Origin of the sequence: Nocardia sp. NPDC005998, assembly GCF_040614395.1 — a bacterium.
Taxonomy (GTDB): domain Bacteria; phylum Actinomycetota; class Actinomycetes; order Mycobacteriales; family Mycobacteriaceae; genus Nocardia.
On sequence record NZ_JBEXUI010000010.1, the window covers coordinates 138353 to 164231 of the forward strand.

Below are 25879 nucleotides of genomic sequence, written 5' to 3' on the forward strand. Positions count from 1 at the left end.
CCGGCGTTGATTGCATCGGAGACCGTTGGGTGCGGGCGTTAAACTGCTGATCGAGTCGGCAGTGCCTCGTCTCGCGAGTCCGGCAACATCGAGCGTGCCCGGCTACTTCGGTTTGCTGTCCCCGTCGCAGGGAGGTGGTGCCGTGTCCATTCGTCGAAGTGTGCTGGTGGCGGCCGTTCTGTGTGCGTTGCCGGTGCTGGGCGCGCCGCAGGGGCATGCCTACCCGTCCGGTGCGGGCAATGGGGGCTGTCGGCAAGGCAGTGTGATGACCGGCCGGTTGGTCCCCGGCACCGGTAGCGCGGGTCAGAACATTCGGCGTGCTGCCACCCTGCGGGAGTGCGTCAGTTCGCTGCTTCCGGGTATCGAGGCTGGACAGTTCAGTGTGACGATTCCGTGGAACGCACCCGGTGCGACCAGTGCGGCCACATTCGCATGGTCGGATGGCAGCGTCAGCGCAGCGACCGGGTTCGGCAATGGCCTGTGGTTGATCACCGACGGCCCCGCGAGTGGCCACGGCATCCAGGTGGATGTCGCCGACAGTTGGAACGGCTGGTACTACAGCTATGCCGACGTCGCCGTCACCTCGGCGACCTTCCTCTCCTGAACCTGGCCGCACGCGTAGGCCTTTGAGCTACGGTTCGGGGTAGCAGTCGACGGTGGCGGCAGTGGCGATTCGGGACGTAACCGCGGTAAATGTCCGCAGCCCATGAGCGCATCGGGGCACGCAGGTGTGTCGGGAACTGTGAAGAATGTGTATTCCGAATTCGCCCGCCGGGCGCCGCAGCGTGGCAGGATCGGCGTGGATGACGGATGGGGATGTGATGGCTGAAACTGATTCGACGGCAACGGTATTCACAACGATCGCGGAGGCGGCGGCCCGGCTGCGGCGGGGCGAGGTGAGTGCGGCGGATCTGGTGGAGGGCGCGCTGGCCGCCGCGGATGCGCATGACGAGACATTCGGAGTGTTCCTGACCCGGTTCGAGGAGCGGGCTCGGGCGCGCGCCGCCGAGGTGGACCGGAAGATCGCGGCGGGGGAGCGGCTGGCGCCCTTGGACGGGATTCCGTTGGGGGTCAAGGATATCTTCGCGCATTCGGCGGGGCCGACCACGGCACAAAGCCTGGTCTTGGACCCGGAGTGGGGGAAGTCGGCCGGGGATGCCGCGGTGGTGCGGCGGCTAGAGCAGGCAGGGGGGATCGTGGTCGGAAAGACCACCACCATGGAGTTCGCGGTCGGGGTCCCCGATCCGGAGAAGCCATTTCCGATACCGCGGAATCCGTGGGATGTGCAGCGCTGGGCGGGTGGGTCCAGTTCGGGTTCTGCCAGCGGCCTGTTGACCGGGGCATTTCTGGGTGCGGTCGGCACCGATACCAGCGGCAGCCTCCGAATTCCCGCCGCCTTCTGCGGAATCACCGGATTCAAGCCGACATTTGGCCGGGTGCCGAAATCCGGTGTGGTGCCGCTGGCCTACACCCTCGACCACGCGGGGCCATTGGCTCGCACGGCCGCCGACTGCGCCTTGTTGCTGGAGGTATTGGCCGGTCACGATGCCGAAGATCCGTACAGCTCGTATGAACCGGTTGCCGACTATACGGCCGCGCTCACCGGCGATCTGCGCGGCATCACCATCGGCGTGGACGATCTCGATCGCTTTGTCGGCGACGGACGGGATCCGGCACAGCCGCAACGGTTCTCGGCGGCCATCGATGCCCTGCGCGAAGCGGGCGCGACCATCGTCCCGATCGAGATCCCCATGTACGTGGAGACGACGGCGACCGCCCTGGTCGTGCTGGCCGCCGAATCGGCCGCCTACCACCGGCCGAGCCTGCGCTCGCGCTACCAGGACTACGCGCGGGGCAGTCGCGTCGTCTTTGCTGCGGGCAATTCCGTCAGCGGGGCGGATTATGTTCAGGCCCAACGGGTTCGGCATGTCGCGCAGCGTCGGATGGCGGAGCTGTTCACCGCGGTGGATCTGGTGGTCACCCCGACCGGCCATCTCGGCGCCCCGCGCATCGACGCCATGGAGCAGTTGAACCCGGTGAGCGTGCTCGCGGGATTGCATACGCCGTACTGGAATTCGCTCGGCAATCCCACCATCGCGGTGCCGATCGGACTCACCGCCGATGGCGTGCCCCTGTCCATCTCGATCAGCGGCAAACACTTCGACGAGGCGACGGTGCTGCGCGCGGGCGATGCCTTCCAGCGGCGCACCGATCACCACCGCCTGACACCCATGCTGTCCTGAAGTTCGAAAGGTATTGCCATGAGCACCGATTCGACGTGGCCCTGCTCCGACGAGGAGAACGCGGCCATCACCATGCTGGAGCAGATCCTGCAGGGGATGGCGGGTCTGCTGCACTCGGTCGAGGACGCCCGGTATATCGACCCCAGCGGCGGCTATGTGCCGTACCGGGGAGTGCCGCCGAGCTGATTCGGCAGCCATACGCCGCAGGGGTGGGGCGGTGAATTCGGCTCTACCTCCGCGGTATTCGACGTAAGCGGCATGCGCGTCGAATTTGTTCCACCGTTTGGAGTTAGTTTCGTGACCACCCCGCAGTCTCCGTCCTGTCCCGTTCCGCACGGCTCTCCGATTGCTACCGACGGTGAACGCGCTTCGCTCTATACCCCGGAGTTCGCCGCCGATCCGCACCGCGCCTATCGGGAGATGCGCAGGAAGTACGGTTCGCTGGTGCCGGTGGATCTGGCTCCCGGCATTCCCGCGACCTTGGTGGTCGGCTATCGCACCGCAGTGCGCATCCTGCATGATCCCGGGCGCTTTCCGCGTGATCCGCGCACCTGGCAGCGCGATGTTCCATCGGACTGCCCCGTCTTGCCCATGATGGATTGGCGCCCAACCCTTTTGCACAGCAATGGCGAGGTGCACGCCAGATACCGGGAAGTGGTGAATGCGGCCATCGAGGGTGTCGATCTGCATGCGTTGCACACCACCGTGGCAGAGATCGCCGTCCCGCTGATCAATGCGTTCTGCCAGACCGGGTCGGCGGATTTGATCGCCCAGTACGCACTTCCGCTGGCCTTCACCGCGATCAATGCCGTCCTCGGCTGCCCGCCCGAAATCGGCGGGCGTACCGCGCTCGGTTTGGCGGCGATGTTGGATACGGTCAATGCCGCCAAGGGAAATGAACTCGTGCACGAGGCATTGACCGAGCTGATCGCGCTCAAGAAGGACGAACCCGGCGACGACATCACCACTCGACTGCTACAGCATCCCGTCGGCCTCGACGATTCGGAAGTACTCGAACATGTGATGCTGCTTTACGGCGCTGGCATCGAACCGGCACAGAATCTGATCGCCAATTCGCTGTTGCTGATGCTCACCGATGACCGCGTCGCCGACAATATGCTCGGCGGCAGCCTGTCCACCCGCGACGCCCTGGACGAGGTGTTGTTCACCGATCCGCCGCTGGCGAACTACTGCATCACCTATCCGCGCCAGCCCATTCTGATCGACGAAATATGGCTGCCCGCACACCAACCCGTCCTCATCAGCATGGCCGCGTGCAATAACGACCCCGAAATCGGTGGGGAGCACACCGGGAACCGCTCGCATCTGGCATGGAGTGCGGGCCCGCATGCCTGCACCGCAAAGTCCATGGCGTACTTGATAGCTCAGGACGCCATCGACCAATTGCTCGACGCAATACCGGAATTGCGACTTGCGACTCGGGCGGACAAGCTCACCTGGCGTCCCGGTCCGTTCCACCGGGCGCTGACCGCACTCCCGGTGACATTCCCCAAAACGCCAGCGTGGAGCGTCTGAGCAGACAATTCACCGCAGCGCATCGGCCGCGGCTGCGGCGATCGCGCCGGCGACCGCACCGAGCGCAGGGGAATCGACCTTCCACTGTTGCCAGTACAGCGGAACATCAATATAGGAATCCCCATCGATGGGTGCGAGGTCGCGCCCGGCCCGGCCGCCGCGGGTCTGCAGATCCGGCAACATCCCCCAGCCGAGCCCGATCCGAATCGCCTCGGCGAACCCCGCAGATGACGGCACATAGTGGCGTGGTGGATCGACCGGCTGCTTGCACCGACGTCGCAAATGCCGGTCCTGCAGATCGTCCTTGCGATCGAAGAGCACCACCGGCGCGGCGGCATACGCCTCGGCAGTCGGCCCATCCGCGAACCAGGTCCGCGCGAACCGCGGATTCGCCATGGGCCGATACCGCATCGCGCCGAGCTTCTCGACCCGGCAGCCCTGCACCGCCGCCGCCGTGGCGGTAATCGCCGCCATTACCGTCCCATCGCGCAGCAGCCGCGTCGTGTGCTCCTCGTCCTCGCGGTGTATCTCGAAACACACACCGGCCGGTGCGTGCCGTAGCGCGGGCATCACCCACGTTTCCAGTGAGTCGGCATTGACCGCGATCGGCACCCGGATCGGCCGATCCGCGGGTCGATCGGCATCACCGAGTTCACGTGCGGTGTCACCGGAGAGCAGTTCGATCTGCCGGGCCAGCCGCAGCACCGCGAGTCCGGATTCGGTGGGGCGCACCGGTTTTGTGCGCTGCAGCAGAATACGACCGGCCGCATCCTCCAGTGCCTTGATGCGCTGACTGACCGCCGACGGCGTCACGCGCAGACTGCGCGCGGCCGCGTCGAAGGTGCCCTCGGTGACCGCCGCGTTGAGTGCGCGGAGCTGATCCAGCTGCAGATCCATTAAGAAATCGTAAAGGTACTTCAGAATCTTTAGCTGGTCTGGTGCACTGTGCGGATCTAGCGTCGATGTATGTGACGGCATCATCGGCGGCCCTGGCGGCCATCTCGGGACTCGGCTTCGGACTTTCCCTGATCGTGGCGATCGGCGCGCAGAACGCCTTCGTCCTGCGGCAGGGTCTGCGTGGGCAGCATGTGCTGGCGGTGGTCGCGGTCTGCGCGGTGTCCGACGTGGTGCTGATCGCCGCCGGTGTTGGCGGGTTGGGGGTTGTCGTCCAGTCCGCCCCGGTGGCGCTGACGGTCATCCGTTACGCCGGTGCGGCCTTCCTGATGGGCTACGGGGTGCTCGCGGCGCGGCGCGCCTTCGCCGCGGCATCGCTGACCACCGAATCCACCGGCGCAACCGTCGCACTCGGCGCGACCGTGCTCACCTGCCTGGCGCTGACCTGGCTCAACCCGCACGTCTATCTGGATACGGTGCTACTGCTCGGCTCCTTCGCCAACACCTATGCCAGCCCCGACCGCTGGTTCCTCGGGGCGGGCGCGATGCTCGCCAGCGTGCTCTGGTTCACCGCACTCGGCTATGGCGCCCGCAAGCTCGGCCCGCTGTTCGCCCGCCCGAGTGCCTGGCGGGTCCTGGATTCGGTGATCGCGGCCGTGATGTTCACCCTTGCGCTGGGCCTATTGCTGACCAGCTAGGCCCGCTGTGCAGGGCTGAGCTTGCGGAAACGCTGCAACGCCGCAGGACCGGATCGCGATCAGTACGTGACTGGTTCGGTAGTGCAGGGTGGGGATGGCCGCCCCGGCGTGAGAGGTGGGCAGGCAGTGAGTTATCCGTACGGCTATGGGGAGCAGCCGCCACGGCAGGATCCGGCGCCCTGGGGGCAGCCGGTGGGCTATCCGGAGCAAACGGGCTGGGATCAGACCGGCTATCCAACGGGATATCCCGGTGCGCCCGCGCCGGGCCAGCCGCCGCGGCCCCCGAAGTCCAGCGCCGGGGTCCTCGTGGCGCTCGGGCTGGTCGCGGTGCTCGCCGTGGTCAGCGTCGTCCTGGTTGTCTTCGTCGGCCACGATAAGGGCCGACCGCAGGCAGCCGATTCCGCCGTCACCGTCGTCCCGGCGACGAGTGTGCCGGGCTCGATCACCCAGCGACCGACCGCGACGACACCACGCCCCGGTCAGCCGTCCTCGGGCAAGCTCACCTACAACGACTTCGCCAAGGACTGGAATTTCAAATTCGACAATGTGGAACTGCACGCCGACTGGGTCGAGGGCCGCGATCACGCCAGCTGCCGGGATTTCGAGGTGGACGGCAAGCTCACCGGATTGGGCTGCCAGTACGCCGCTGAACTGGTGTATCGGGCCGAGGGCGGCGGACTGAAGATCACCCAGTTCCTTATCGCCATGTCGGATGAGGGACAGGCCGCCGCCGCGCTCGGCAAGTTCAGCGATGCGGATCTGCACCTGCGCTCGGGCACCTATATCGATCATTTCGTCACGGGCAAATGGCGCGATGGGAATGAGAAGCAGTTCGTCGTGGTCACCGTGGCCACGGCGAACGGAGCCGTCGATGTGGAGACGGTCAAGAAGTATCTGCAGTACCGGCACGCCGATACGCTCGGCGCACTGGCGTTCCGCTAGCGATCGCGGGGCTGATGAAGCGTTCGCAAGCCTGTGGCAGTGTCGAAGTCATGCGACTCCGAAGCTGGAATACGACGGCCGCGATCTGCGCGTGGGGCCTGCTGCTCGGCGGATGCGGACACGGCGCACCCACGCCGACCAAGGCATCGGATACGACGTCTTCAGGCGCGATGCCGCGGACGGAGGCCGGACCGATATCGACGCCAGCACGCTTTATCGCCGATGATCGCGTGGTCGTCATCGATCCCGGACACAACGGTGGCAATGCCGCAAACCCCGGGGAGATCAACCAGCAGGTGCCCGACGGTCGCGGAAAGACCAAGGCGTGCAACACCACCGGCACCTCGGCCAGCGACGGATACACCGAACACGAATTCAACTGGGACGTCGCCGATCGGGTTCGGGACACATTGGCCGCCCGCGGTATTCGCGTCGTCATGACCCGCGACGACGATACGAGTGTCGGCCCGTGTGTCGATGAACGCGCCGACATCGGAAACCGCAGTGGCGCAGCGGCTGTCGTCTCGATCCATGCCGACGGCGCCCCTGCGGGTGCACACGGCTTCCACATCGCCTACTCGTCGCCACCGCTGAATTCCGCACAGGAAGAGCCGTCTCAGCGACTGGCGACAACGTTGCGCGACACCATGATTCGTTCCGGTTTCACCCCATCCACCTATGTCGGGTCGGACGGTATGAATCCGCGCGCCGATCTGGCCGGTCTGAATCTCTCGGAACGCCCTGTCGCGCTGGTCGAATGCGGAAATATGCGCGACCCCGGTGATGCCGCGCTGATCGAATCTCCCGACGGCCGGGCCCGCTACGCGGACGCCATCGCGAGCGCCATCGCCGCCTTCCTCGGGTAGGTGACTTTCGTGATCGGGATCACCAACTGCGTGCGGGGCGGCCCTATACCTCCTGAGATAGCGGCGTTACGCTAACGCTGTTACCTCGAGCGCAGTCGAACAGGGAGTCGCTCATGCTTGTACGGATCGCCCATCTGGCCACCCGGCATCCACGCACGATCCTGCTCGCCGCGGCACTGTTGGCCGTGCTCTGCGGTGCATTCGGCGCATCGGTGACCGCACATATGAAGACCGGCGGCTTCACCTCGAGCGATGCCGAATCGTCACGTGCCGCCGAGCTCATCGCCGACAACTTCGGCGGCGCCGAACCCAACCTGATCCTGCTCGTCCGCGACAATGCGGGCGCGGACAGCCCGGCCGCCAAGGCCGCGGGCACGAAGGTGGTCGATACGCTGCGCTCCCGCGGTGACGTGATCGGCATCCAGTCCTACTGGAGCACCCCGCAGCCGCTGTCCACCGCATTGCGCAGCAAGGACGGCAAGAGCGCGCTGGTGATCGGCTACATCACGGGAGGCGAGACCACGGCGCAAAAGGTCGCCGGTGAGATCGCCGAACAAGTGGTCGGAAGCAATGACGGCGTCAGCATCGCGCAAGGTGGACTCAGCTCGATCTACCACGACGTGAACGGACAGATCACCCACGATCTCGCGGTCGCCGAGGGCGTGGCCATCCCGCTGTCGTTCATCGTGCTGATCCTGGTCTTCGGCAGCCTTGTCGCGGCCTTCCTGCCGCTGGCCGTCGGAATCTTCGCGATCCTCACTACGTTGGCGATCCTGCGCACCCTCACGGTGTTCACCGATGTCTCGATCTTCGCGCTGAATATGACCACGGCACTCGGTCTCGCCCTCGCGATCGACTACAGCCTGTTCATCGTCAGTCGCTACCGCGAGGAACTCGGCAACGGCCTCGATGTCGAGGCGGCCGTGGTGCGCGCGGTGCAGACCGCCGGACGCACCGTCCTCTACTCGGCGCTGACCGTCGCGCTGTCGGTGGCGGCGCTGGGCGTGTTCAACCTGTACTTCCTGAAATCCTTTGCCTACGCGGGCGTTGCGGTCGTCGTCGCTGCGGCTGCCGCCTCGATCCTGATCCTGCCCGCGGTCCTGATGCTGCTCGGACACCGCGTGAACGCCGGTGATCTGCGAAAGCCATTGGGGCGCCTACTCGGTCGGACACCGCGCGGGGATCTCGCACCCGAGCAGACCTTCTGGTACCGCACGGTGCAGCGGGTAATGCGCAGCGCCGCCCCGGTCGCCATTGTGATCATCGTGCTGCTGCTCGCGGTCGGATCCCCGTTCCTCGGCGTGAAATTCGGCTATCCCGACGATCGGGTGCTCAATACCGGCGCGTCCGCTACCAGTCGCACGGTCGGCGACGCACTGCGCAGCGACTTCCAAGCCAATACCGCCACCAATGTCACCGTGGTGCTCGACGATTATCACGGAAACCCGGCCGCCATCGGTGATTACGCCGCTGAACTGTCCAAGGTGCCCGGTGTGGCCGGAGTGCTGTCCGGCGTCGGGGTGTACTCGGGCGGGTCCAAGGTATCCGCCGGACCGCCGCAGATGACCAACGACACCGGCGCATTCCTCACTGTCGCGACCACAGTCGATCCGTTCACCGCCGCGGGTAAGACGCAATTGGCCCAACTGCGCGACGTGCCCAGTCCGGGGCCCGCGCTCTTCGGCGGCGCGGCCGCGGTCAACGTCGACGCCCTGGACGCACTCGGTGCGCGACTGCCCTTGGCCGGTGCGCTGATCGTGCTCGCCACCTTCATCGTGCTGTTCTTGTTCACCGGAAGCTTATTGCTGCCGGTGAAAGCCCTTGTGCTCAACACGCTTTCGCTGACGGCGGCGTTCGGTGCGATGGTCTGGATCTTCCAGGAGGGGCATCTGTCCGCTGTGCTCGGCAGCGACGCGACGGGATATCTGGTCCCGACCATGCCGATCCTGATGTTCTGCCTCGCTTTCGGCATGTCCATGGACTACGAGGTGTTCCTGCTGTCGCGCATCCGCGAGGAGTGGTTGGCCTCTGGCCGCACGGCGGCGGACAGTAACCGTGCTGTTGCGCTCGGCGTCGCCCGTACCGGCAAGATCTTCACCGCCGCCGCACTGTTGATGGCCATCGTGATGGCCGCCATGGTCACCTCGAAGGTATCGTTCATCCAGATGATGGGCCTCGGACTGACCTTGACGGTGCTCGCGGACGCCACGCTGATACGCGGCCTCTTGGCGCCCGCCCTCATGCGAATGTTGGGCACCGCGAACTGGTGGGCGCCCGCGCCACTTGCCAGGCTGCACGCCAAGATCGGGTTGCGCGAGGACGAATCCATAGCCGGCGCACCCGAATCCGGCAAACCCGAACTGGCTCGGCGGACGTGAACTTCACCCGTCGGCAGCGGTCCGCACGCGGCACAGGTGAGGGGCTGCGCGCCGAAATCATAGATGCCACAAAGGGTTTGCTGGCTCGCACCGGTCAGGTGGAGGCGGTCTCCATTCGCGCGATCGCCAAGATCGTCGGCGTGACCCCGCCGTCGATCTACCGCCATTTCGCGGATAAGGATCAGTTGATCGATGCGGTGGTAGCCCAGGTATTCGAGGATCTGGACGCGGTGATGTCGGCTGCGAGCGATCCGAACGAGTCGCCGATGGAGCGGCTGCGCCAGCAGGGACTGGCCTATGTGCGCTTCGCCAGAGCGCATCCCGAGCACTACCGGCTGGCCACCATGCCCGGTGCGACCGCTGGCGCGGTCGATCAGGTGTTGACCAGCAGTGCCTTCGGGCATTTCGCAGCGACCGTTACCGAGTGCATGAACCTCGGCATGATCACTCCCGGCGATCCGGTGCCGGTGGCGCTGGAACTGTGGTCGAGCGCGCACGGGATCGCCTCGCTGCTGATCGCGAAACCCTATCTGCCGTGGGGAGATCTCGACGCATTCACCGATCGGGTACTGCGCTCGGTATGTGTCGGTCGGGTCGTCATCGACAATGTCCTCGGTGCGGAGGTAACCCCCGATGAGGTCGCACAGTGGCTCGAGGCGAACCGACGGCAGCCCTGATCCCTTGGGCGGCACGGTGATAGGAGCCAGTCCTCAGCCCGCCGTGGCCTCGATCCGCCCCGATGCGATCGCCGCGAGCAGCGCGTCATGGTCGGCATTCGTCTGATCCGCGTATGCGATGGCGAACTCGCCCATCGCCCGCTCGAAGGCATCGCCGGTACCGAGATATGCGGCGATCGCGGCACGGTCACCGGAACGTGCGTGCGCCCGAGCCAACGTATGCCCACAGAGCGTGGCGTAGTCGCGGAGCACGGTACGGTTCATATCCTCGATGACCGCCGAACCCTTCATATCCCGCAGCTGGCGCACGTAATAGCTGCGCTGATCCGACCCAGTGGCCCAGCCGAGAAAGATATCGCTCGCCGCCTGAATCAGCCGCTGCCCGTTGACAACCCGGTGGCCGTGATGTCGAAATTTGCTGGGCTTCAAATGCGGCGCGAGCACCGACTCCTCGGCCTCCTTCACCTGCAGAAATAGCGGACTGCCGGTGTTCTGCCCGGCGAGCAGCACAATGAAGCATCGCGTCCCGACACTGCCGACGCCGACGACCTTGCGCGCGATATCGACTATCCGATGCCGTTGCAGCAGTACCTGCCGGTCCTCGCTCAGCGTTTTGTGATAGTCGGCGACGACTCGGTCGATAACCGCCGCGTCCAGCTCTTCGATCGGCACCAGTAGCGGCGGCCGCCTCCGAATATGCGGCGTGCCATCCGGACCCGGCTCGGTGAGCTTGCCGAGCGCCTGCAAACTGGTGTTGGCCCGAGCCTTGTTGATCGCCTTCTCAACATCCTTGCGCTGCTTGGGTTCTCGCACCAAGACCGCCGCCTGCTCGGCATCGACCCGCTCGTACCACACGCTCATCTCATCGAGTCCGGCCAGTCGAATCATGGACTCCCGGTACCTTCGAGCCGCCGCGAGCACCGCCGCCTGCGCATCGCCATCACTGAACCCATTCGCCCGCGCCGCCACCGCGACACTCGCGACCAGCCGCTTCACATCCCATTCGAATGGCCCCGGCAGGGTCTCATCGAAGTCGTTCAGGTCGAACACCAACGCGCGCTCCGGCGAGGCGTACAACCCGAAATTCGACAAATGCGCATCCCCGCACAACTGCACTGTCAACCCGGTATCGGGCCCGGCGGCCAAATCGGCCGCCATGATCGCGGGCGCACCCCGCAAAAACGCGAATTGCCCCGCCGCCATCCGCCCATACCGAATCGGCACCAACTCCGGCACCCGACTGGCCGCCTGACGCTCGAGCACCCCAACCGGATCCCCCCGATCCGCCGGTGCCGCCCACACCCCCAATGCCGACCGAGAAACCCGCCGCCGAGCCGCCCGCCCAACCTCACCCGAGGCCCGCGCGGTGGTCACAGTGCTCGGCTCCGCCATCCGCCCAGTCTCACCCCGCACTCGACTCGCGGCAACTACCCGGCCATCGCGGGAGTGTCATCGTCGCCGTCCGGGGCATGCAGGCGAGGTCAGGAGAAGGTCTTGTGCGGGACGCCCACGGTGAGGCCGCCATCGATGACGAATTCGGCGCCGGTCGAATATGAGGATTCGTCGCTGGCCAGGTAGGTCACCAGGGCGGAGACCTCGGCAGGGTCGGCGGCGCGGCCGAGTGGGATCTGCAGGAAATCTGCCGGGATGCCCTCGGTCATCGGGGTGCGGATCAGGCCGGGATGGATCGAGTTGACGCGAATTCCGTACTGCGCCAGCTCGAGTGCGGTGGATTTGGTCAGGCCGCGGACGGCGAATTTGGTGGCGGTGTAGCCGTGCAGACCCGGACTGCCGCGCATGCCCTCGACCGAGGAGATATTGATGACCGAACCGCCGCCCGCCTCGATCATCGCGGGCGTCGCGGCCTGCATGCCGAGGAAGGTGCCGGTGAGATTGATGTCGATGATCTTCTGCCACTCCGCCAATTCGAAGTCGACGAGCAGATTGCCATTGACGATGCCCGCATTGTTCACCAAGACGTTGAGCGAACCGAACCGTTGCACCGCCTCGGCGACCGCATCCTGCCACTGCTGCTTTTCGCGCACATCGAGGTGTACGTAGGCGGCGCTGTCGCCGATTTCCTTGGCGAGTGCGGCGCCCTCGTCATCGAGGATGTCGCCGAGCACCACCCGCGCGTCCTCGGCCACCAGCGCCCGCGCGTGCGCGGCGCCCATTCCGCGCGCCCCGCCACTGATCAACGCCACCTTGCCGGTCAACCGCCCCATCGCGGCCTCCTCTCGAATCCGTCGCACTACTGAAACACGTTACAGAGGATTCGCTGATCCGTTTCCGCATCGGTATCGGCCAGTGGGACACGGCACCAGCCTGAACAAGGTTCGCTTCCCGTCGCCGGTGCCCGCTGGTTCCCGCAGCCGCGGCCGGGCCGACATCGTGAGCATCGCGGAGGTTCCCGGCGGCCTGCACCAGGCAGACCGTCGAAGGCGACGGCGGCGATCAGGCCTGCCTGCATCGCCGAGTGCATCGTCCGGGCCTTGGTCTGAGTCCTGCCGGGTCCTGTGGCATCATCGATGTAGAACGCGTTCTAGTACTATCGCGGACTGCGCCGAGGAGGTCGACGATGACGAATCCGGATCCGGACGCGGTGGTGGCGATGCGACGGTTCTCCCGGCGTTCGGGAGTGCCCGACATTGCGCAGGTGCCCGGCGGACGGCTCATCGACCTGCCGGGCCGTGGCCGCACCTATGTCGTCGATATACCGGGACCCGAGGGCGCGCCGACCCTGATCCTGCTGCACGCCACCGCCTGCACGGGCTACCTCACCTGGTTCCCCGCGCTCGACGCGCTGGCCGAGCGCTACCGGGTGATCGTCTTCGACCAGCGTTGGCATGGCCGCGGCATCCGGTCGGCGCGGTTCTCGGTGCTGGACTGCGCGGACGATGTCGTCGCCATTGCCGATGCACTCGGCGTGAAGCGGGCCATATTGGCCGGATATTCCCTTGGCGGTGTCGTCGCATTGCTTGCCGCGCACCGGCATCCGGATCGGATGAGCGGTCTGGTGTTGTGCGCGACACCGTATCGATTCCAGGAAAAGCTGCGCGAGCGTGCCTTTCATCTGACATTCGGCGCATTGGCCGCAGCCATCGGTCCCTATTCGTACCGACGCGCCGAGGAGCATGCCGGACAACTGTCCGATATGCCGGAACACACCTGGGCACCGGGACAGCTGAATCGCTGGGCGCTCAATGAATTTCGCAGCAACAGCGGCTGGGCGATGACGCAGGTCATTGCCGAGGTCGGCCGATTCGATTCGACCGCTTGGCTTTCCACGCTGACCATGCCGACCGCCGTCGTGATCACGACGCGGGACCGGGCGATTCCGGTTTATCGGCAGTTGGAGATGGCGACCATGATTCCCGGGGCGAGCATTCATCTGGTCAAGGCCGGTCACGCATCCTGCGTGCTCGAGGCCGACCGCTTCGTGCCGGTACTGCTGGAGGCTTGCGCCGCTGTCGCCACAAGGCGGGCGAAGACTTCGAATGCGGCCCTGTTCGGCGGCGATGGCGAACAGGGCAGCGGTGTGGGTTAACCCAGATCGCGTGCCGCGGTCAGCAATTCATTGACGACGCCGGGGACCGCATCGGCGATCGTCTGCAGATCTGGCACCAGTTCCCTACAGGCGATGAAGCCGAAGTCCAGATCACCGTTATTGGACAGGACGGTGACCGTCAGTCCAGCGCCGTGGAAAACCGGCCCGAACGGATACATCGCCTCGACCTGGTGGCCGAGAAAGTACAGCGGCATCGGCGGGCCGGGAACATTCGACACCACCAGGTTGTGCACCACCGGGTGGCGCTCGGCCAGTTTCAACGACGAATACACCCGTGCGGCCAGCTGAAAAGTATTCGGCGGGGCGTACTGCGACCAGTCCATCAGGAAGTCCGCGCCGACCAGGGCGTGTTCCTCCTTGGCGTCGCGGTTGGCCTCGGCCACCTGCCGCAGCCGCTGCACCGGATCGGCGATATCGGTGCCGAGGTGCGAGAACAGTGAGGAGACCTTATTGATGCCCGCGGTGTGCCGGGAGGTGTCGTGCACCGAAACCGGCACCGAGGCGATCAGGGATTTGTCGGGCAGCTCATCGTGCTTCTCCAAGTAGGAGCGCAGTACGCCCGCGACGATGGTCAGCACCACATCGTTGACCTTCACCTCGAAGGCGGCCTTGATCTCCTTGATCGCGCCGAGATCGGCCTCGGTGAAGGCTACCGCGCGGTCCGGGCTGATCGCACCGTTGAAGGGGGTGCGCGGTGCGGTCAGCGGTAATGCCATGCCCGCCTGGTTGTTTCGCCGCCGCTGCGCGAAATTAGCAACCAGGCCAAGGGTTTTCGGCACCATGCCGACCAGACCGAGCTTGTTCGGCAGATTGGCCACCGCCTGGGCCGCCAACAGCACATCGCTCGGTTGGGGTTCGGGCCGCCATTCCTCGGCCGGTTCGGACTTGCTCAGGCCGGGTTCCAGATCGCACAGGTGCATCATCATGTTGGTGCCGGTGATGCCGTCGACGGCGGCGTGGTGGTACTTGCAGATGACCGCGACCTTGCCGTCTTCGAGCCCCTCCAGCACGTGCATCTGCCACAGCGGGCGACTGCGATCCATCGGCACACTCGCGATCTCGCTGACCAGGTCCGCAAGTTCCTGGCGTCCGACCGGGCGTGGCGTTTCGATGCGTCGAATGTGGTAGTCCAGATCGAAGTTCGGGTCTTCCACCCAGACCGGATGATCGAGATTGAACGGCACCTCATGAATCCGCCGCCGCATTTGCGGTATCAGCGGCAGTCGGCGGCCGAGTTCTGCTTTGAATGTTTCGAAGGTGTAGTGCGTGCCCCCTGCGGTGGGATCCAGGATCAGCAGCGCACACACGTGCAGGTGCTGGGTCCCGGTCTCGAGGTACAGGAAGCTGGCATCCAATCCGGTTAGTCGCTCCATAGCAAGAGACTACTAGAACGTGTTCTAGCCTACCTGGCGAACGAAGGGATATCGGTCACAGTGGAGTGCTCTATTGTCAAGTGGGGTACTGGCGTTGAACTCATTCGAGGTGCCATCGCTGTGTCAGTGCGTATCCGGGCAATGTGTGCGCCGACACAATTATCGGCTGCACATTTTGCAATCTACCCGCCATGACGATCCGTCCGGACTCGACCCACCGTACGACCCCCGTCGCCATTCCCGGCGGCACGCATGCCGCGCACAACCTCCCCTTGGGCGAGTGATCGCCATGCGTCCGTGCAGGCAAACGTCGAGAGTGCCTCTGCGCCAGCGCATTCTCGGCTGAATGTTGGAGTGGGATGCGGGGCGGGGGTGGAGGTGTGCTGGTGGGGTGGTGTGTGGACTGCTTCGCCTTGGTGGGTTGCGGGGGCTCGTGCTGATGGGGGAGTGGTGCCGTTTTGGGGGCGATCGGGTGGCGGTGGGGGCGGTGGCAGTTCGATCGGGGGGTCTTGGGGTGAAGAAGCCGCTCGGCTTATCGGCGGTCGGCTGTTGAAGGTGGGGCGGTCATGTGTGACGTGGGTCTGGTCGGATGAAGTGGAGACTGCTTTTACGTAGCTTGAACGGTGTTCAAGTTGGTTGCTATGGTGCGGTTATGGTGATCGAGATCGGGGCGCGGCGTCTGCTGGGCATATGTGTGTTACCAGAGGTTTCATATATGTGTATGATCATTGCTACGGCCATGCAGGAAGGTAGGCAACGTCGCGGTTTCGGCTCGTTGCGGGCCGTGGCGCGGCCGGTGAGATCGAGGAGTATCGATGAAGCTACTTCGTAGGGGACAGCAGCGGGCGGACGTCGATCCCGGCGAGGTTGCCCTCAATGCGCGCAATGTGCGATTCGACTGGGCGGATACTCCTTTGCATTGGATGCCCGCGGAACCCATTGCGTCGCATCTGATCAACGCGCTGAACCTGTTGCTGCCGGAGGGCGAGCGCATGTTCTGCGCCGCGTACTCCGAGGCGCTGCCGTATGTGAAGGACGAGAAGCTGCGTGCGGCCATGCTCGGCTTCATCGGCCAGGAGTCCATGCACGCCGAGACGCACGACAAGGTGCTGCACGAGGTGCTCGCTGCCAACGGTATCGATCCGGAACCGTATGTGCGGCAGGCGGAATACCTGTTCCGCAAGTCGCTCGGGCCCAAGGATGTCGACGGGGTGGCGCAGCGGCAGGTGATGGTGGAGCGGCTGGCGTTCATCGCCTGTCTGGAACACTTCTTCGCCTATCTCGGGGACTGGGTGCTCAATGCCGATCTGGAGAAGTTCGGCGCCGACCCCCGGGTGGCGGATCTGTTCCGCTGGCACGGTGCCGAGGAGGTCGAGCACCGGCACGTCGCGCACGATGTGGCCGTCTACTTCGGCGCGGGCTATATCCGCCGCGCGGCGATCATGACGATCGTCTTTCCGATCTTCATCACGCTCGTGGTTCGCGGCACCAAATTCATGGTGCATCGGGATCCCGCACTGCCCGACCTCGGCTATCCGCGATTGATCGCTCAGGTCTTCGGCTCGATGTGGCGCGGTGCGCTGCCCGGCGTGCCCTCGCTGCTGTGGAGCGCGCTGACGACATTCCAGCCCGGCTACAACCCGGAATCGGTCGGATCGACGGCACAGGCGGTGGCATACCTGGCCAAATCCCCTGCGGCACAGGCGGTTGCGTCTTGAATTGGCGGCCGATGCCGGAGCAGTTGCCCGCCGATCTGTTCGGTAGGCGTGATCAGGATCGGGCGGTCCGGGTGCTCGACGCGGTCGCCTCGGCGCGGCTGCGCTGGACCACCATCATCAACCGCCGCGATCTGTCGCCGCGGGCCGATGATCACCGGCTGCCGCTGGTGGTGACCGGACGCCGGATCGAGGCACATGATCAGGATGTGGTGAGTCTGCGGCTGGAATCGCCTGACGCGCAGGAACTTCCGCTGTGGCATCCCGGCGCGCACCTCGATCTGGAGCTGCCGTCGGGTCGATTGCGGCAGTATTCGCTGTGCGGCGATCCGGCCGATAGCCGTGCCTATCGTATTGCGGTGCGCCGCATCCCGGACGGTGGCGGTGGTTCGGTCGAGGTGCACGATGAGCTGCCGGTCGGTTCGCGGATCATGGTGCGCGGTCCGCGCAATGCCTTTCCGTTCGCCGTGCCCGGTCACGGATCACCCGCCACCCGTTTGCATTTCATTGCGGGGGGAATCGGGATCACCCCGATTCTGCCGATGGCGCGGCTGGCGATGCGACTCGGTATCGAGTGGTCGATGGTGTACACGGGGCGCAGCCGCGACACGATTCCGTTTCTCGACGAGATCGCGAGATTCGGGGAGCGGGCCACCGTGCGCACCGATGACGAATTCGGATTTCCCGATGCCGCGACCTTGCTCGCCGGTGTCACCGGCGATACCGCGGTGTACTGCTGCGGCCCGGTGCCGATGAATGCCGCCGTCGCCGCCGCGGTGCGCGAAATGCCCGGTGTGGAACTGCATTCCGAGCGCTTCTCGCCGCCACCGATCGTGGACGGTGTCCGTTTCGAGATCGAATTCGCCTCCACCGGTGCGGTTGTCGAGGTGCCCGCGGACAAGTCGGCGCTGGAAACCATTCTGGAGAGCCGCCCGGATCGGCCGTATTCCTGCCGCCAGGGCTTCTGCCGTACCTGCAAGGTGCGGGTGCTGTCCGGCGAACCCGAGCATCGCGAGACCGTCCTCACCGCCGCCGAGCACGAGGCGGGGGAGATGCTGGTCTGCGTATCACGGTCGCGGGGTGGGCGATTGGTGCTCGATCTGTGACCGAGCGTCAGCGAGTGAACCATCAGCACAGTGCGCCTTCGCGCACGACGGAGCCGAGCGTCAGCTGCGCGACACTGCCCGGCCGCAGCCGATAGTTGTACCGCACCACCTCCCCATAGTCGACAACCTATCCGACACCACCGACAAGAACCCTCGAAAGGAGGACGGCGCTTGCTCACCCTCGTGGACGAGGGAGTCACCGCGCCAAACGTCTGATGACGACTACCGATCTGGCTTCGGCCGAGACGCGGCGAACGGTGCGCAGCGGCGAATTCGATATCGCCGTCTTCGAATACGGGGATCAGAGCGCGGAAACCATTGTGTTGGTGCATGGCTGGCCCGACACCCATCACCTCTGGGATGCGGTGGTGCCGCTGCTGGCCGGACGCTTTCACGTCGTCACCTATGACACCCGAGGCCATGGGGAGTCCACCCGCACCCGGCGCGCCAAGGACTTCCGCCTGGAAGAGTTGGCCAGCGACTTCTTCGCCGTCGCCGACGCGGTCAGTCCGGATCGGCCGGTGCACGTACTCGCGCACGACTGGGGTTCGGTGCAGGTGTGGGAGGCGGTATGCGAACCGCAGGCCGCCGCGCGAGTTGCCTCGTTCACCTCGGTCTCCGGGCCGAATCTCGACCACCTCGCGAAGTGGTTGCGTGCCAGGCTGTCCCGGCCGACCCCGCGCAATCTGTGGCAGCCGCTCACGCAAGCGCTGTCGTCGGGGTACACGGTCTTCTCCATGACGCCCGGACTCGATCAGGTGTTCCGGGTGGTGGCGCACGAGAAGCGCTGGCAGCGCATCGTGTCGATCATGAACGACACCGCGCCGTCGAATATCGTTCTCGGCCCGACCTTCCGCCGCGACGCGGTCGAGGGTCTGCTCATCTACCGGGCCAATATCCTGCCGCGGCTGCTCGCTCCGCGCGAGCGCCACACCGAGGTACCGGTGCAGTTGATCGTCGCCGGGCGCGATGTCGCGGTGCGGCCCGCAGGCTATGACGACCAGCACAAATGGGTTTCGCGGCTGTGGCGGCGTGATGTGCCCGCCGGGCACTGGATGCCCTTCTCCCATCCAGAACTGCTGGCCACCGCGACCACCGAACTCATCGACGCCGTCAATGGCCGCGTGACGCCGCGTGCGCTGCGCCGCGCCGAAATCGGGCGCAGCCGACGGCCGTTCGAGGATCAGCTCATGGTGATCACCGGCGGCGGCAGCGGCATCGGTCGGGAAACGGCATTGGCGTTCGCCCGGCTCGGCGCGGAAATCGTGCTGTCGGATATCAATCTGGACGCGGCCAAGGAGACGGCCGAGCTGATCGGCGCGGAAAGCGGTGTGGCGCACGCCTATCAGCTCGATGTCGCGAATGCGGACGAGATGAACGCGCATGCGGCGGAGGTGCTCGCCGTGCACGGCGTGCCCGACATCCTGATCAACAATGCCGGAATCGGGCAGGCCGGTGGATTCTTCGATACGCCGTCGGCGGAGTTCGACCGGGTCATGCGGATCAATCTCGGCGGTGTGGTGAACGGCTGCCGGGCCTTCGGGTCCGCGATGGCCGAACGCGGACTCGGCGGGCATATCGTCAACCTGTCCAGCATGGCCGCCTACAGTCCGCAGCAGGGGTTCAGCGCCTACTCCACGAGTAAGTCGGCGGTGTTCATGTTCTCCGATTGCCTGCGTGCAGAACTGGCCGGGCGCGGCATCTCGGTGCACACCATCTGCCCGGGTCTTGTCCACACGAATATCGTTGCCACCACTACGTTCTCGGGTGTCAGTGCCGACGAGGAGAAGCGCAAGCGGGAGCGCTACGACAACCTGTATCGGATGCGCCGCTACACCCCGGGCAAGGTGGCCGAGCAGATCGTGCGCGCCGTCGAACGCGACCGTGACGTGGTGCCGGTGACGCCGGAAGCGTGGCTGCAATACCACTTCCAACGCCTCGCTCCCGGCATGGTCCGTTCCCTGGCGGCCCGGGTGAAGCTCGTCCGTTGAGGCACGCCGGTCGCTGACCGGGGCGACTAAGTCGACACCGGGAGCGACAGGGAAGCGAGCCCGACAGCGGCGCACTCGTCGTCCTGCTCCGGCATGCCGCCGCTGACCGCGATTGCGCCGACAACGGCATCGCCGCGCCGGATCAGCCGAGAACCTGCACCCGCCATGATGGGCGTTCCCGCCACCTGATCCATCTGTGCGAACAGTGCAGGCCAGGCCTGCTGAAGACGCACCAACTCGCCGCCGTCGCGATGGAACAATGCAACGCTGGACGCTTTTGCCGGGGCGATGCGAGCCGACAGCGGTGGCGCGCCGTCCATGCGATCGAGAATTTGTAGGTGCCCGCCGCCGTCGACAATCGCGACCGTGACCCGGGCGCCGAGTTCTGCGGCACGTTCTCGAACGTGGGCGCTGGCGGTCCGTGCCTCTTTCGAAGTGATGGACATCCCTCCACCTTTCATATTCCTTGGTACGACCAAGCTTGGCAGGGCCAAGAGTAATCGAATTCGTGGGAAAGACCAAGGGATTGGCTATACTTCATGCATGGAGCTGGAGGAGACACCCGCCCGCCTGCGCTGCAAACCGAGCTGGCTGATCAGTAAAACCGCGGCGCGGGCGCACCGGCTCATCGGCGAAGCGATGGGTGCAGTCGACGGGCGCGCCTACCACTTCGCGATCCTTGCCGCCCTCGACGAGTTCGGCCCGGACAGCCAGGTACGGATCGGCCAACGGTGTGGCATCGACCAGAGCGACATGCACGCCATGCTCAGGGAGCTGACCGCACAGGGGCACGTCGCGCGCACCGCGGACCCGGCCGACCGGCGCCGCAACCTGATCACCTTGACTCCCATGGGCCGGAGACGGCTCGAAAAGCTGGATACGACACTCGCCAAGGTTCAAGACAAGCTGCTGAACTCCTTGTCGGCTGGTGAGCGCGAGCAACTCACAGCGCTGCTCAGCCGCGCCCTCGACTAGGTCGTCGACGCTGGTCGCGCCGGAAATTGGTGCTATCTGTATCATCCGGCCCGACATTGTGCACACCAATATCATTGCCACCACTAGGTTTTCGGGCGTCAGTGCCGAGTTGAGCCGGAGCGATACGACAAGCTGTACCGGGCGCGGCGCTACGGGCCGGAGAAGGTGGCGGCGCAGATCGTGCGCGCGGTCGAGCGTGATCGCAGCATCGTTCCGGTTACGCCCGAGGCGCGGTTGCAGTACCAGTTCAACAAGTTCGCTCCGGCGATCGTGCGGTTCTTCGCCGCGCGGGTCGAGCTCACCTGAGTCGGATCACAAGGGCGTCCTGGCGAGTTCGGCTTCGATGGCCGCTACTCGCCCGGCACCGATTCCCCACGGATGCTCGACGCCGACAGCGCTGTCGAGATCCCAGAGCACACACTTCTCGCCGGGCTCGGCGACAATCGACCAGGCGACCACCGTGCGGCCGAGTTGTTCAGCCATGGAGCCATGCGAATTGCCCTGCGTCGATACGCCTTCCGGAAAATGATGGAGGAATCGGCCGTAGGCGGCGGTGCAGAATGCGGCATACATCTGGGTGCACAGGATGAAGCCGTGCCAAGCCTCGTCGACCGCATGTGACGGCATTCCGACTACCTGACCGTCACGCATCGCGGCGCCGCAGCAACGCAACCACTGCCGCAAACCGGTCTCCACCAACTCACGCGGTTGCCACGGGCTGGTCTTGAAGACCGCATCGGGGAACTCGAGTGCGGCTACCGCTTTGTCGACGGCATTGAGGTCGATCCGGCGGGCACGGTTTCCAGGACGCAAAAGCACCACGATTTACTGTACGGCGATCTGGGAATGCCGAGCGAAAGTACTGTGAAGATTGCTGCTTTTCCGCAGGCTCTGATGCAGGTGCGGGGATACCATTCGGGAATGCAGGTCTTTTTCGTTGTGCTGCTGGCGATTCTCGTGATCGGCGGTGGCGTCGCGGTGTTGATCGCGGTCCTGATCACGCGAGCGACGAGAAGGCCATTGCCGCCGGGTCGGCGCGGGTACCTCGGCCAGAACGACAGCTCGCCGTGGGCTTACGGGGCCGCAGGGTTCGAGTCGGGGAGCTCCGGTGGCTATGACCCCGGCAGTGGCGGGCATGGCCACGGTCATGGTCACGGCCATGACAGTGGCAGCGGCAGCAGTTGCGGCGAGGGCAGCAGTTGTAGTGGCGGTAGCAGTGGTTGCGGTGGTGGGGGCAGCAGCTGTGGTGGCGGGAGCAGTTGTGGCGGGGGAGGTTCCTGAATGACAGCACTGCTTCTGGTCGTCCTGATAACCGTCGTGATCATGGGCGGTGTCGCGGCCTTCGTAGCACTGGCGTCCAACTGGTCGAGTCGGCCCCATCGGGGAGCCGGGTGGCTCAGTGGGTCCAGTTCGTCATGGGCGGCGGGGGATACCGGTAGCAATGACTCGGGAAGCGGTAGCTGTGGCGATGGAGGCTCTTGTGGCGGCGGTAGTGGCAGTAACTGCGGTGGTGGCAGCAGTTGCGGAGGAGGCGGAAGCAGTTGCGGAGGAGGCGGAAGCAGTTGCGGCGGAGGCGGTTCCTGACTCGTGGTGCCGTCGCGCATCATGATCCGCTGTTCCAGAGCTACATCCATACTCGGGATCTGCGCGCTCTGTCCTGGCGGTGACCAAGTTCAGGGTGGAACTGGTGGCGGGCTCTCGCGTTCCAAGCCATGGGTTTCGCTGTGATCGTGCGCCCGGCTGCTGTTTTGGTGGGGGATCTCCATTGGGTTGGGCGGGTCTCAAATGGCGTGTGTGGTCGGTCGCCAGCCCGCCCTGCGATTGTTGGCGCGTCGGGCGAGCTCGATTCCCGGCTGAGCATATTTCCGCCCGTAGCGTAATCATCCCCGTACGGCTTGACCTCAACTCTGCTTCAGGTTCCAGGCTGGTCCCTGTCGGATCGAGCGAGAAATGTCGGAGGTTGTTATGCGCGCTGTGCACGCTGCGGAATTCGGTGGGCCCGAGGTGCTTTCGGTACGGGAGGTGCCCGGACTAGTGGCCGGGCCGGGGCAGGTGGTCGTCGATGTCGCCGCGGCCGATGTGATGTTCCTGGATGTTCAGCTTCGAAGCGGTTGGGGCACAGAGTTTTTCAAGATCGAACCGCCTTATGTGCCAGGCGGAGCAGTCGCCGGGGTGGTCGCTTCGGTGGGTGCGGATGTCGACCCGAGTTGGGTCGGCAAGCGCGTCACCACCCAGACCGCCGCCAGCGGCATCGGTGGTGGGCAGCCGATCGGCGGGTACGCGGAGCAGGCCCTTGCCAAGGCCGAGACCCTGGTGCCGGTGCCCGATGGGGTGAGTCTTTCGCAGGCGGTGGCACTCGCCCATGACGGCAAGATGGCGCTCGCCGTTTTCGATCGGGCCGCCATTCAGCCCGGCGAATGGGTGCTGATCACGGCGGCGGGCGGGGGATTGGGCACCCTGCTGATTCAACTCGCCCGCGCGGCCGGGGCAAATGTGGTGGCCGCGGCGCGCGGCAGCGCCAAACTCGAGCTCGCGTCGCGACTCGGCGCACATGCTGTCATCGATTACTCCGAGCCCGACTGGTCGGCGAAGGCGCGCGCCGCGACCGGAGGAAAGGGCGCGAACGTCGTATTGGACGGGGCGGGCGGCGCATTGGGCGCTGGCGCCATGGATGCTGCGGCAATTGGCGGTCGATTCATCGGATATGGAGCTGCCGCAGGACAATTCGCCGATTTCGATCGAGAAGCGGTGGCAGCACGCAACATTGGCGTGCTCGGTCTGTTCGACCTGACCGCAAACGGCGATATCGATTGGCACGCGTTGGCCGAACGTTCGCTCGCCGAGGCGGTGGCGGGACGGCTGGAAGTTGTTATCGGCCAATCCTTCCCGCTCGAACAGGCCGACCGCGCCCACGCCACGATCGAGTCTCGAACCGCCATCGGACGCACGGTTCTCACGGTCTGAACGACCCTCCGAGACAACATGTCTCACCAACAGTGCGACGCACCCTGGTTCGGCGCTAGGGTGCCCGCGTGGAAATACTGATTATCGTTGTTGTCATCTTCGCTGTCTTGGGTCTCGTCGCGTTCAGTGTGCAGTTGGCGAGTCGCCCGCCGCGCGACGAATTACGCTGGGACCGTGGTGATGTCGACGATGACTACGACCGCTGGGAGAGCGACTGAACTCAGCCGACCGGAGTTAGCACCACCACTGCGATCGGCCGCTTGGTCATCTTCTGATACGCGCTGTAGCGCCCCTGATTGACCTTGTCGACAATCGCCCAACGCCGCGCGTAGTTCGGATCGTCGGGCAGCGTAGCCCGCGCAACCACCGCCAGCTTGCGCCGCCCGACCTGAATCTCACACTCCGGCTTCGCCTTTACATTCGCCAACCAACCAGGTGGCCGCGGCGATCCGCCATTCGACGCGGTCACCAAATAATCCGCTCCATCCCGCCCGTAGGTCAGCGCCGAAGTCCGCGGCTGCCCCGTATTGCGCCCCACCGTCCGCAACAACAACGTCGGATTCCCGAACAGCAGCCGATGCCCCACCACCCCGCCGCTGTTCTCGTAAACCCACTGATGCACCTTCAGCACATTCGCGAACACACTCGCCACAACCGACCCTCCAGCCTGGTTCCGGGGTTACACCCCCACCCTAACCGCGCCACGCCCGCCCGCCCCGGCACCCCGCCGCCGCGTTCCGCGGTATCCGAGTGGTGTCCGACCCCACCCATTCGGTACCATCCCAACGCTGTCGGTATCCACCGCACACGGGGCGGTAGCTCAGTCGGTTAGAGCCGTGGACTCATAATCCATTGGTCGCGGGTTCGAGCCCCGCCCGCCCCACAAACCTCCTTCTATCAGCGGAAACGCTGATCGCGACAGTCGAGTTGATCCAGAACAACGCTCCGACAGCAATGTATTTCGCCGGTAGAATCTGGGCATGGGGATGGATCTGGATGACATCAGAGAGCTTGCAGAGGACTTCGCGACGGAGCTGCGTCGGAAGAGCCGGAGCAAGCAGACCATCGACGGCTACCTCACGCGGATCAGGTACTTCGCCAGTTTCCTCGAGCAGCGTGAGCTGCCGACCGCGGCGCCGGAGATCACCCGCGCTCACGTCGGCGGCTACATCGAGGATCTGCTCACGCGGCCCAATCAGCGCACTGGTGAGCCGCTGTCGCCCGAGTACGCACGCGGCCAGTACCGATCGCTGCAACAATTCTTCAAGTACCTCGCGGCGGAAGAGATCATCGAGGCGAATCCATTCGACAAGATGAGCCCGCCGGCGGTCCCCGATCAGCAAGTGCCAGTACCGAGCATGGATGCGGTGAAAGCTCTTCTCGCCGAGTGCGACGGTACCGATTTCAACGCGCGTCGCGACACCGCGATCATCCGGCTGTTCGCGGATACCGGGATGCGGTGCGGCGAACTCGCACCACTGGAGGTGAACTCGCTGGACTTCAATGAGAACACCGTGCTGGTGATCGGCAAGGGCTGCCGACCTCGGACGTGCCCGTTCGGCGACAAGACGCGGACGGCGCTACGGAGGTACCTCCGAGTCCGGGCGAAGCATTCAGGTGCGAAGAACGACAACCCTGCGCTGTGGCTCGGGTACAAGGGCCAGATGACGGATTCCGGAATCCGGCAGATGCTCGAGCGTCGGTGCGACGCCACCGGAATCGAGCGTTTGCATCCGCACCAGCTCCGACACTTCTTCGCGCACACATGGCTCGACAGCGGTGGCCAGGAACAAGACCTGATGATGCTCGCCGGGTGGCGGTCGCGGCAGATGCTCGCACGGTATGGAGCAGCCGTCGCGGACAGTCGGGCGAAGTCTGCGCACCGACGGGCACGGCTCGGAGACAAGCTGTAGGTGCATCGGCTGGAACGTCCGGTGGCACGCTTCGAGTCTG

Annotated in this window: 25 protein-coding genes and 1 tRNA gene; 19 read left to right on the forward strand and 7 right to left on the reverse strand. The window is 65.3% G+C overall.

Annotation, left to right across the window (positions count from 1 at the left end; genetic code table 11):
- Window positions 1–142 precede the first annotated feature (142 nt).
- The 4 genes from ABZ293_RS16630 to ABZ293_RS16645 all read left to right on the forward strand — a co-directional run bounded on the left by ABZ293_RS16630 (window position 143) and on the right by ABZ293_RS16645 (window position 3779).
- Window positions 143–604 carry a hypothetical protein gene (locus ABZ293_RS16630; protein WP_355181388.1) on the forward strand — a complete coding sequence of 154 codons (462 nt, stop codon included), beginning with the start codon at window positions 143–145 and terminating at the stop codon, window positions 602–604.
- Between the two features lie 217 nt (window positions 605–821).
- The gene (locus ABZ293_RS16635; RefSeq protein WP_355181390.1) at window positions 822–2243 is read left to right on the forward strand and encodes an amidase; all 1422 of its coding nucleotides are present in this window, start codon (window positions 822–824) and stop codon (window positions 2241–2243) included.
- 18 nt (window positions 2244–2261) lie between these two features.
- Window positions 2262–2429: a hypothetical protein gene (locus tag ABZ293_RS16640; RefSeq protein ID WP_355181392.1), complete on the forward strand. Its 168-nt coding sequence runs from the start codon at window positions 2262–2264 to the stop codon at window positions 2427–2429.
- 111 nt (window positions 2430–2540) lie between these two features.
- A complete protein-coding gene (locus ABZ293_RS16645) occupies window positions 2541–3779 on the forward strand; it encodes a cytochrome P450 (RefSeq protein WP_355181394.1) in 1239 nt (412 codons plus the stop codon).
- Between the two features lie 9 nt (window positions 3780–3788).
- On the opposite strand, the gene ABZ293_RS16650 is transcribed toward ABZ293_RS16645, so the two are convergent.
- Window positions 3789–4676, reverse strand: coding sequence for a LysR family transcriptional regulator ArgP (locus ABZ293_RS16650; protein WP_355181396.1), 888 nt, complete (start codon window positions 4674–4676; stop codon window positions 3789–3791).
- A gap of 65 nt (window positions 4677–4741) precedes the next feature.
- On the opposite strand from ABZ293_RS16650, the gene ABZ293_RS16655 reads away from it, so the two are divergent.
- From ABZ293_RS16655 to ABZ293_RS16675, 5 genes are all read left to right on the forward strand, one after another.
- Window positions 4742–5371, forward strand: coding sequence for a LysE family transporter (locus ABZ293_RS16655; protein ID WP_355181398.1), 630 nt, complete (start codon window positions 4742–4744; stop codon window positions 5369–5371).
- 126 nt (window positions 5372–5497) lie between these two features.
- On the forward strand, window positions 5498–6313 hold the full coding sequence (locus tag ABZ293_RS16660) for a hypothetical protein (RefSeq protein ID WP_355181400.1): 816 nt from the start codon (window positions 5498–5500) through the stop codon (window positions 6311–6313).
- 50 nt (window positions 6314–6363) lie between these two features.
- Window positions 6364–7179 carry an N-acetylmuramoyl-L-alanine amidase gene (locus ABZ293_RS16665; RefSeq protein WP_355181402.1) on the forward strand — a complete coding sequence of 272 codons (816 nt, stop codon included), beginning with the start codon at window positions 6364–6366 and terminating at the stop codon, window positions 7177–7179.
- Between the two features lie 113 nt (window positions 7180–7292).
- Window positions 7293–9557 (forward strand): MMPL family transporter, encoded by a 2265-nt coding sequence (locus ABZ293_RS16670; protein ID WP_355181404.1) that lies wholly within the window; start codon window positions 7293–7295, stop codon window positions 9555–9557.
- The gene (locus ABZ293_RS16675; RefSeq protein ID WP_355181406.1) at window positions 9554–10234 is read left to right on the forward strand and encodes a TetR/AcrR family transcriptional regulator; all 681 of its coding nucleotides are present in this window, start codon (window positions 9554–9556) and stop codon (window positions 10232–10234) included. Before ABZ293_RS16670 ends, ABZ293_RS16675 begins: the two co-directional genes overlap by 4 nt.
- A 33-nt stretch (window positions 10235–10267) precedes the next feature.
- Here the strand turns inward: ABZ293_RS16675 and ABZ293_RS16680 are convergent, their stop codons facing one another.
- Both ABZ293_RS16680 and ABZ293_RS16685 read right to left on the reverse strand, forming a co-directional pair.
- Entirely contained in the window at window positions 10268–11626 is a 1359-nt protein-coding gene (locus ABZ293_RS16680; protein WP_355181408.1) for a DUF2252 domain-containing protein, read from the reverse strand.
- 89 nt (window positions 11627–11715) lie between these two features.
- Entirely contained in the window at window positions 11716–12459 is a 744-nt protein-coding gene (locus ABZ293_RS16685; RefSeq protein ID WP_355181410.1) for a glucose 1-dehydrogenase, read from the reverse strand.
- Between the two features lie 353 nt (window positions 12460–12812).
- On the opposite strand from ABZ293_RS16685, the gene ABZ293_RS16690 reads away from it, so the two are divergent.
- Window positions 12813–13781: an alpha/beta hydrolase gene (locus tag ABZ293_RS16690; RefSeq protein WP_355181412.1), complete on the forward strand. Its 969-nt coding sequence runs from the start codon at window positions 12813–12815 to the stop codon at window positions 13779–13781.
- Here ABZ293_RS16690 and ABZ293_RS16695 read toward each other — a convergent pair.
- On the reverse strand, window positions 13778–15175 hold the full coding sequence (locus ABZ293_RS16695) for a wax ester/triacylglycerol synthase family O-acyltransferase (protein WP_355181414.1): 1398 nt from the start codon (window positions 15173–15175) through the stop codon (window positions 13778–13780). The genes ABZ293_RS16690 and ABZ293_RS16695 overlap by 4 nt on opposite strands.
- Before the next feature lie 815 nt (window positions 15176–15990).
- Here ABZ293_RS16695 and ABZ293_RS16700 point away from each other — a divergent pair.
- From ABZ293_RS16700 to ABZ293_RS16710, 3 genes are all read left to right on the forward strand, one after another.
- Window positions 15991–16893, forward strand: a complete 903-nt coding sequence (locus ABZ293_RS16700; protein ID WP_355181416.1) for a metal-dependent hydrolase — start codon at window positions 15991–15993, stop codon at window positions 16891–16893.
- A gap of 11 nt (window positions 16894–16904) precedes the next feature.
- Complete coding sequence (locus tag ABZ293_RS16705; protein ID WP_355181418.1) at window positions 16905–17996, forward strand: PDR/VanB family oxidoreductase; 1092 nt, start codon at window positions 16905–16907, stop codon at window positions 17994–17996.
- A 215-nt stretch (window positions 17997–18211) separates the two neighbouring features.
- A complete protein-coding gene (locus ABZ293_RS16710; RefSeq protein WP_355181420.1) occupies window positions 18212–19987 on the forward strand; it encodes an SDR family oxidoreductase in 1776 nt (591 codons plus the stop codon).
- Window positions 19988–20013: 26 nt separating this feature from the next.
- On the opposite strand, the gene ABZ293_RS16715 is transcribed toward ABZ293_RS16710, so the two are convergent.
- The gene (locus ABZ293_RS16715) at window positions 20014–20433 is read right to left on the reverse strand and encodes a heme-binding protein (RefSeq protein ID WP_355181422.1); all 420 of its coding nucleotides are present in this window, start codon (window positions 20431–20433) and stop codon (window positions 20014–20016) included.
- Window positions 20434–20530: 97 nt separating this feature from the next.
- Here ABZ293_RS16715 and ABZ293_RS16720 point away from each other — a divergent pair, with 97 nt between their 5' ends.
- Window positions 20531–20962 (forward strand): MarR family winged helix-turn-helix transcriptional regulator, encoded by a 432-nt coding sequence (locus tag ABZ293_RS16720; RefSeq protein ID WP_355181424.1) that lies wholly within the window; start codon window positions 20531–20533, stop codon window positions 20960–20962.
- A 165-nt stretch (window positions 20963–21127) separates the two neighbouring features.
- Window positions 21128–21268 carry a hypothetical protein gene (locus ABZ293_RS16725; RefSeq protein WP_355181426.1) on the forward strand — a complete coding sequence of 47 codons (141 nt, stop codon included), beginning with the start codon at window positions 21128–21130 and terminating at the stop codon, window positions 21266–21268.
- 6 nt (window positions 21269–21274) lie between these two features.
- Here the strand turns inward: ABZ293_RS16725 and ABZ293_RS16730 are convergent, their stop codons facing one another.
- Entirely contained in the window at window positions 21275–21781 is a 507-nt protein-coding gene (locus tag ABZ293_RS16730; RefSeq protein WP_355181428.1) for a hypothetical protein, read from the reverse strand.
- A gap of 1146 nt (window positions 21782–22927) precedes the next feature.
- Here ABZ293_RS16730 and ABZ293_RS16735 point away from each other — a divergent pair.
- Both ABZ293_RS16735 and ABZ293_RS16740 read left to right on the forward strand, forming a co-directional pair.
- On the forward strand, window positions 22928–23926 hold the full coding sequence (locus ABZ293_RS16735; protein ID WP_355181430.1) for a zinc-binding dehydrogenase: 999 nt from the start codon (window positions 22928–22930) through the stop codon (window positions 23924–23926).
- Window positions 23927–23994: 68 nt separating this feature from the next.
- The gene (locus ABZ293_RS16740) at window positions 23995–24144 is read left to right on the forward strand and encodes a hypothetical protein (RefSeq protein WP_355181432.1); all 150 of its coding nucleotides are present in this window, start codon (window positions 23995–23997) and stop codon (window positions 24142–24144) included.
- 2 nt (window positions 24145–24146) lie between these two features.
- Here ABZ293_RS16740 and ABZ293_RS16745 read toward each other — a convergent pair whose 3' ends face one another.
- On the reverse strand, window positions 24147–24578 hold the full coding sequence (locus ABZ293_RS16745; protein WP_355181434.1) for a nitroreductase family deazaflavin-dependent oxidoreductase: 432 nt from the start codon (window positions 24576–24578) through the stop codon (window positions 24147–24149).
- Between the two features lie 157 nt (window positions 24579–24735).
- On the opposite strand from ABZ293_RS16745, the gene ABZ293_RS16750 reads away from it, so the two are divergent.
- Window positions 24736–24809, forward strand: a tRNA-Ile gene (locus ABZ293_RS16750).
- A gap of 97 nt (window positions 24810–24906) precedes the next feature.
- Window positions 24907–25839, forward strand: a complete 933-nt coding sequence (locus ABZ293_RS16755; RefSeq protein WP_355181436.1) for a tyrosine-type recombinase/integrase — start codon at window positions 24907–24909, stop codon at window positions 25837–25839.
- Window positions 25840–25879: the final 40 nt, after the last annotated feature.

Coding starts and splice junctions, on each gene's coding strand:
- ABZ293_RS16635 (WP_355181390.1), top strand. CDS start 822: ATGGCTGAAACTGATTCGACGGCAACGGTATTCACAACGATCGCGGAG.
- ABZ293_RS16640 (WP_355181392.1), top strand. CDS start 2,262: ATGAGCACCGATTCGACGTGGCCCTGCTCCGACGAGGAGAACGCGGCC.
- ABZ293_RS16650 (WP_355181396.1), bottom strand. CDS start 4,676: ATGGATCTGCAGCTGGATCAGCTCCGCGCACTCAACGCGGCGGTCACC.
- ABZ293_RS16655 (WP_355181398.1), top strand. CDS start 4,742: ATGTATGTGACGGCATCATCGGCGGCCCTGGCGGCCATCTCGGGACTC.
- ABZ293_RS16665 (WP_355181402.1), top strand. CDS start 6,364: ATGCGACTCCGAAGCTGGAATACGACGGCCGCGATCTGCGCGTGGGGC.
- ABZ293_RS16670 (WP_355181404.1), top strand. CDS start 7,293: ATGCTTGTACGGATCGCCCATCTGGCCACCCGGCATCCACGCACGATC.
- ABZ293_RS16680 (WP_355181408.1), bottom strand. CDS start 11,626: ATGGCGGAGCCGAGCACTGTGACCACCGCGCGGGCCTCGGGTGAGGTT.
- ABZ293_RS16685 (WP_355181410.1), bottom strand. CDS start 12,459: ATGGGGCGGTTGACCGGCAAGGTGGCGTTGATCAGTGGCGGGGCGCGC.
- ABZ293_RS16690 (WP_355181412.1), top strand. CDS start 12,813: ATGACGAATCCGGATCCGGACGCGGTGGTGGCGATGCGACGGTTCTCC.
- ABZ293_RS16695 (WP_355181414.1), bottom strand. CDS start 15,175: ATGGAGCGACTAACCGGATTGGATGCCAGCTTCCTGTACCTCGAGACC.
- ABZ293_RS16700 (WP_355181416.1), top strand. CDS start 15,991: ATGAAGCTACTTCGTAGGGGACAGCAGCGGGCGGACGTCGATCCCGGC.
- ABZ293_RS16705 (WP_355181418.1), top strand. CDS start 16,905: ATGCCGGAGCAGTTGCCCGCCGATCTGTTCGGTAGGCGTGATCAGGAT.
- ABZ293_RS16710 (WP_355181420.1), top strand. CDS start 18,212: ATGACGACTACCGATCTGGCTTCGGCCGAGACGCGGCGAACGGTGCGC.
- ABZ293_RS16715 (WP_355181422.1), bottom strand. CDS start 20,433: ATGTCCATCACTTCGAAAGAGGCACGGACCGCCAGCGCCCACGTTCGA.
- ABZ293_RS16720 (WP_355181424.1), top strand. CDS start 20,531: ATGGAGCTGGAGGAGACACCCGCCCGCCTGCGCTGCAAACCGAGCTGG.
- ABZ293_RS16735 (WP_355181430.1), top strand. CDS start 22,928: ATGCGCGCTGTGCACGCTGCGGAATTCGGTGGGCCCGAGGTGCTTTCG.
- ABZ293_RS16755 (WP_355181436.1), top strand. CDS start 24,907: ATGGGGATGGATCTGGATGACATCAGAGAGCTTGCAGAGGACTTCGCG.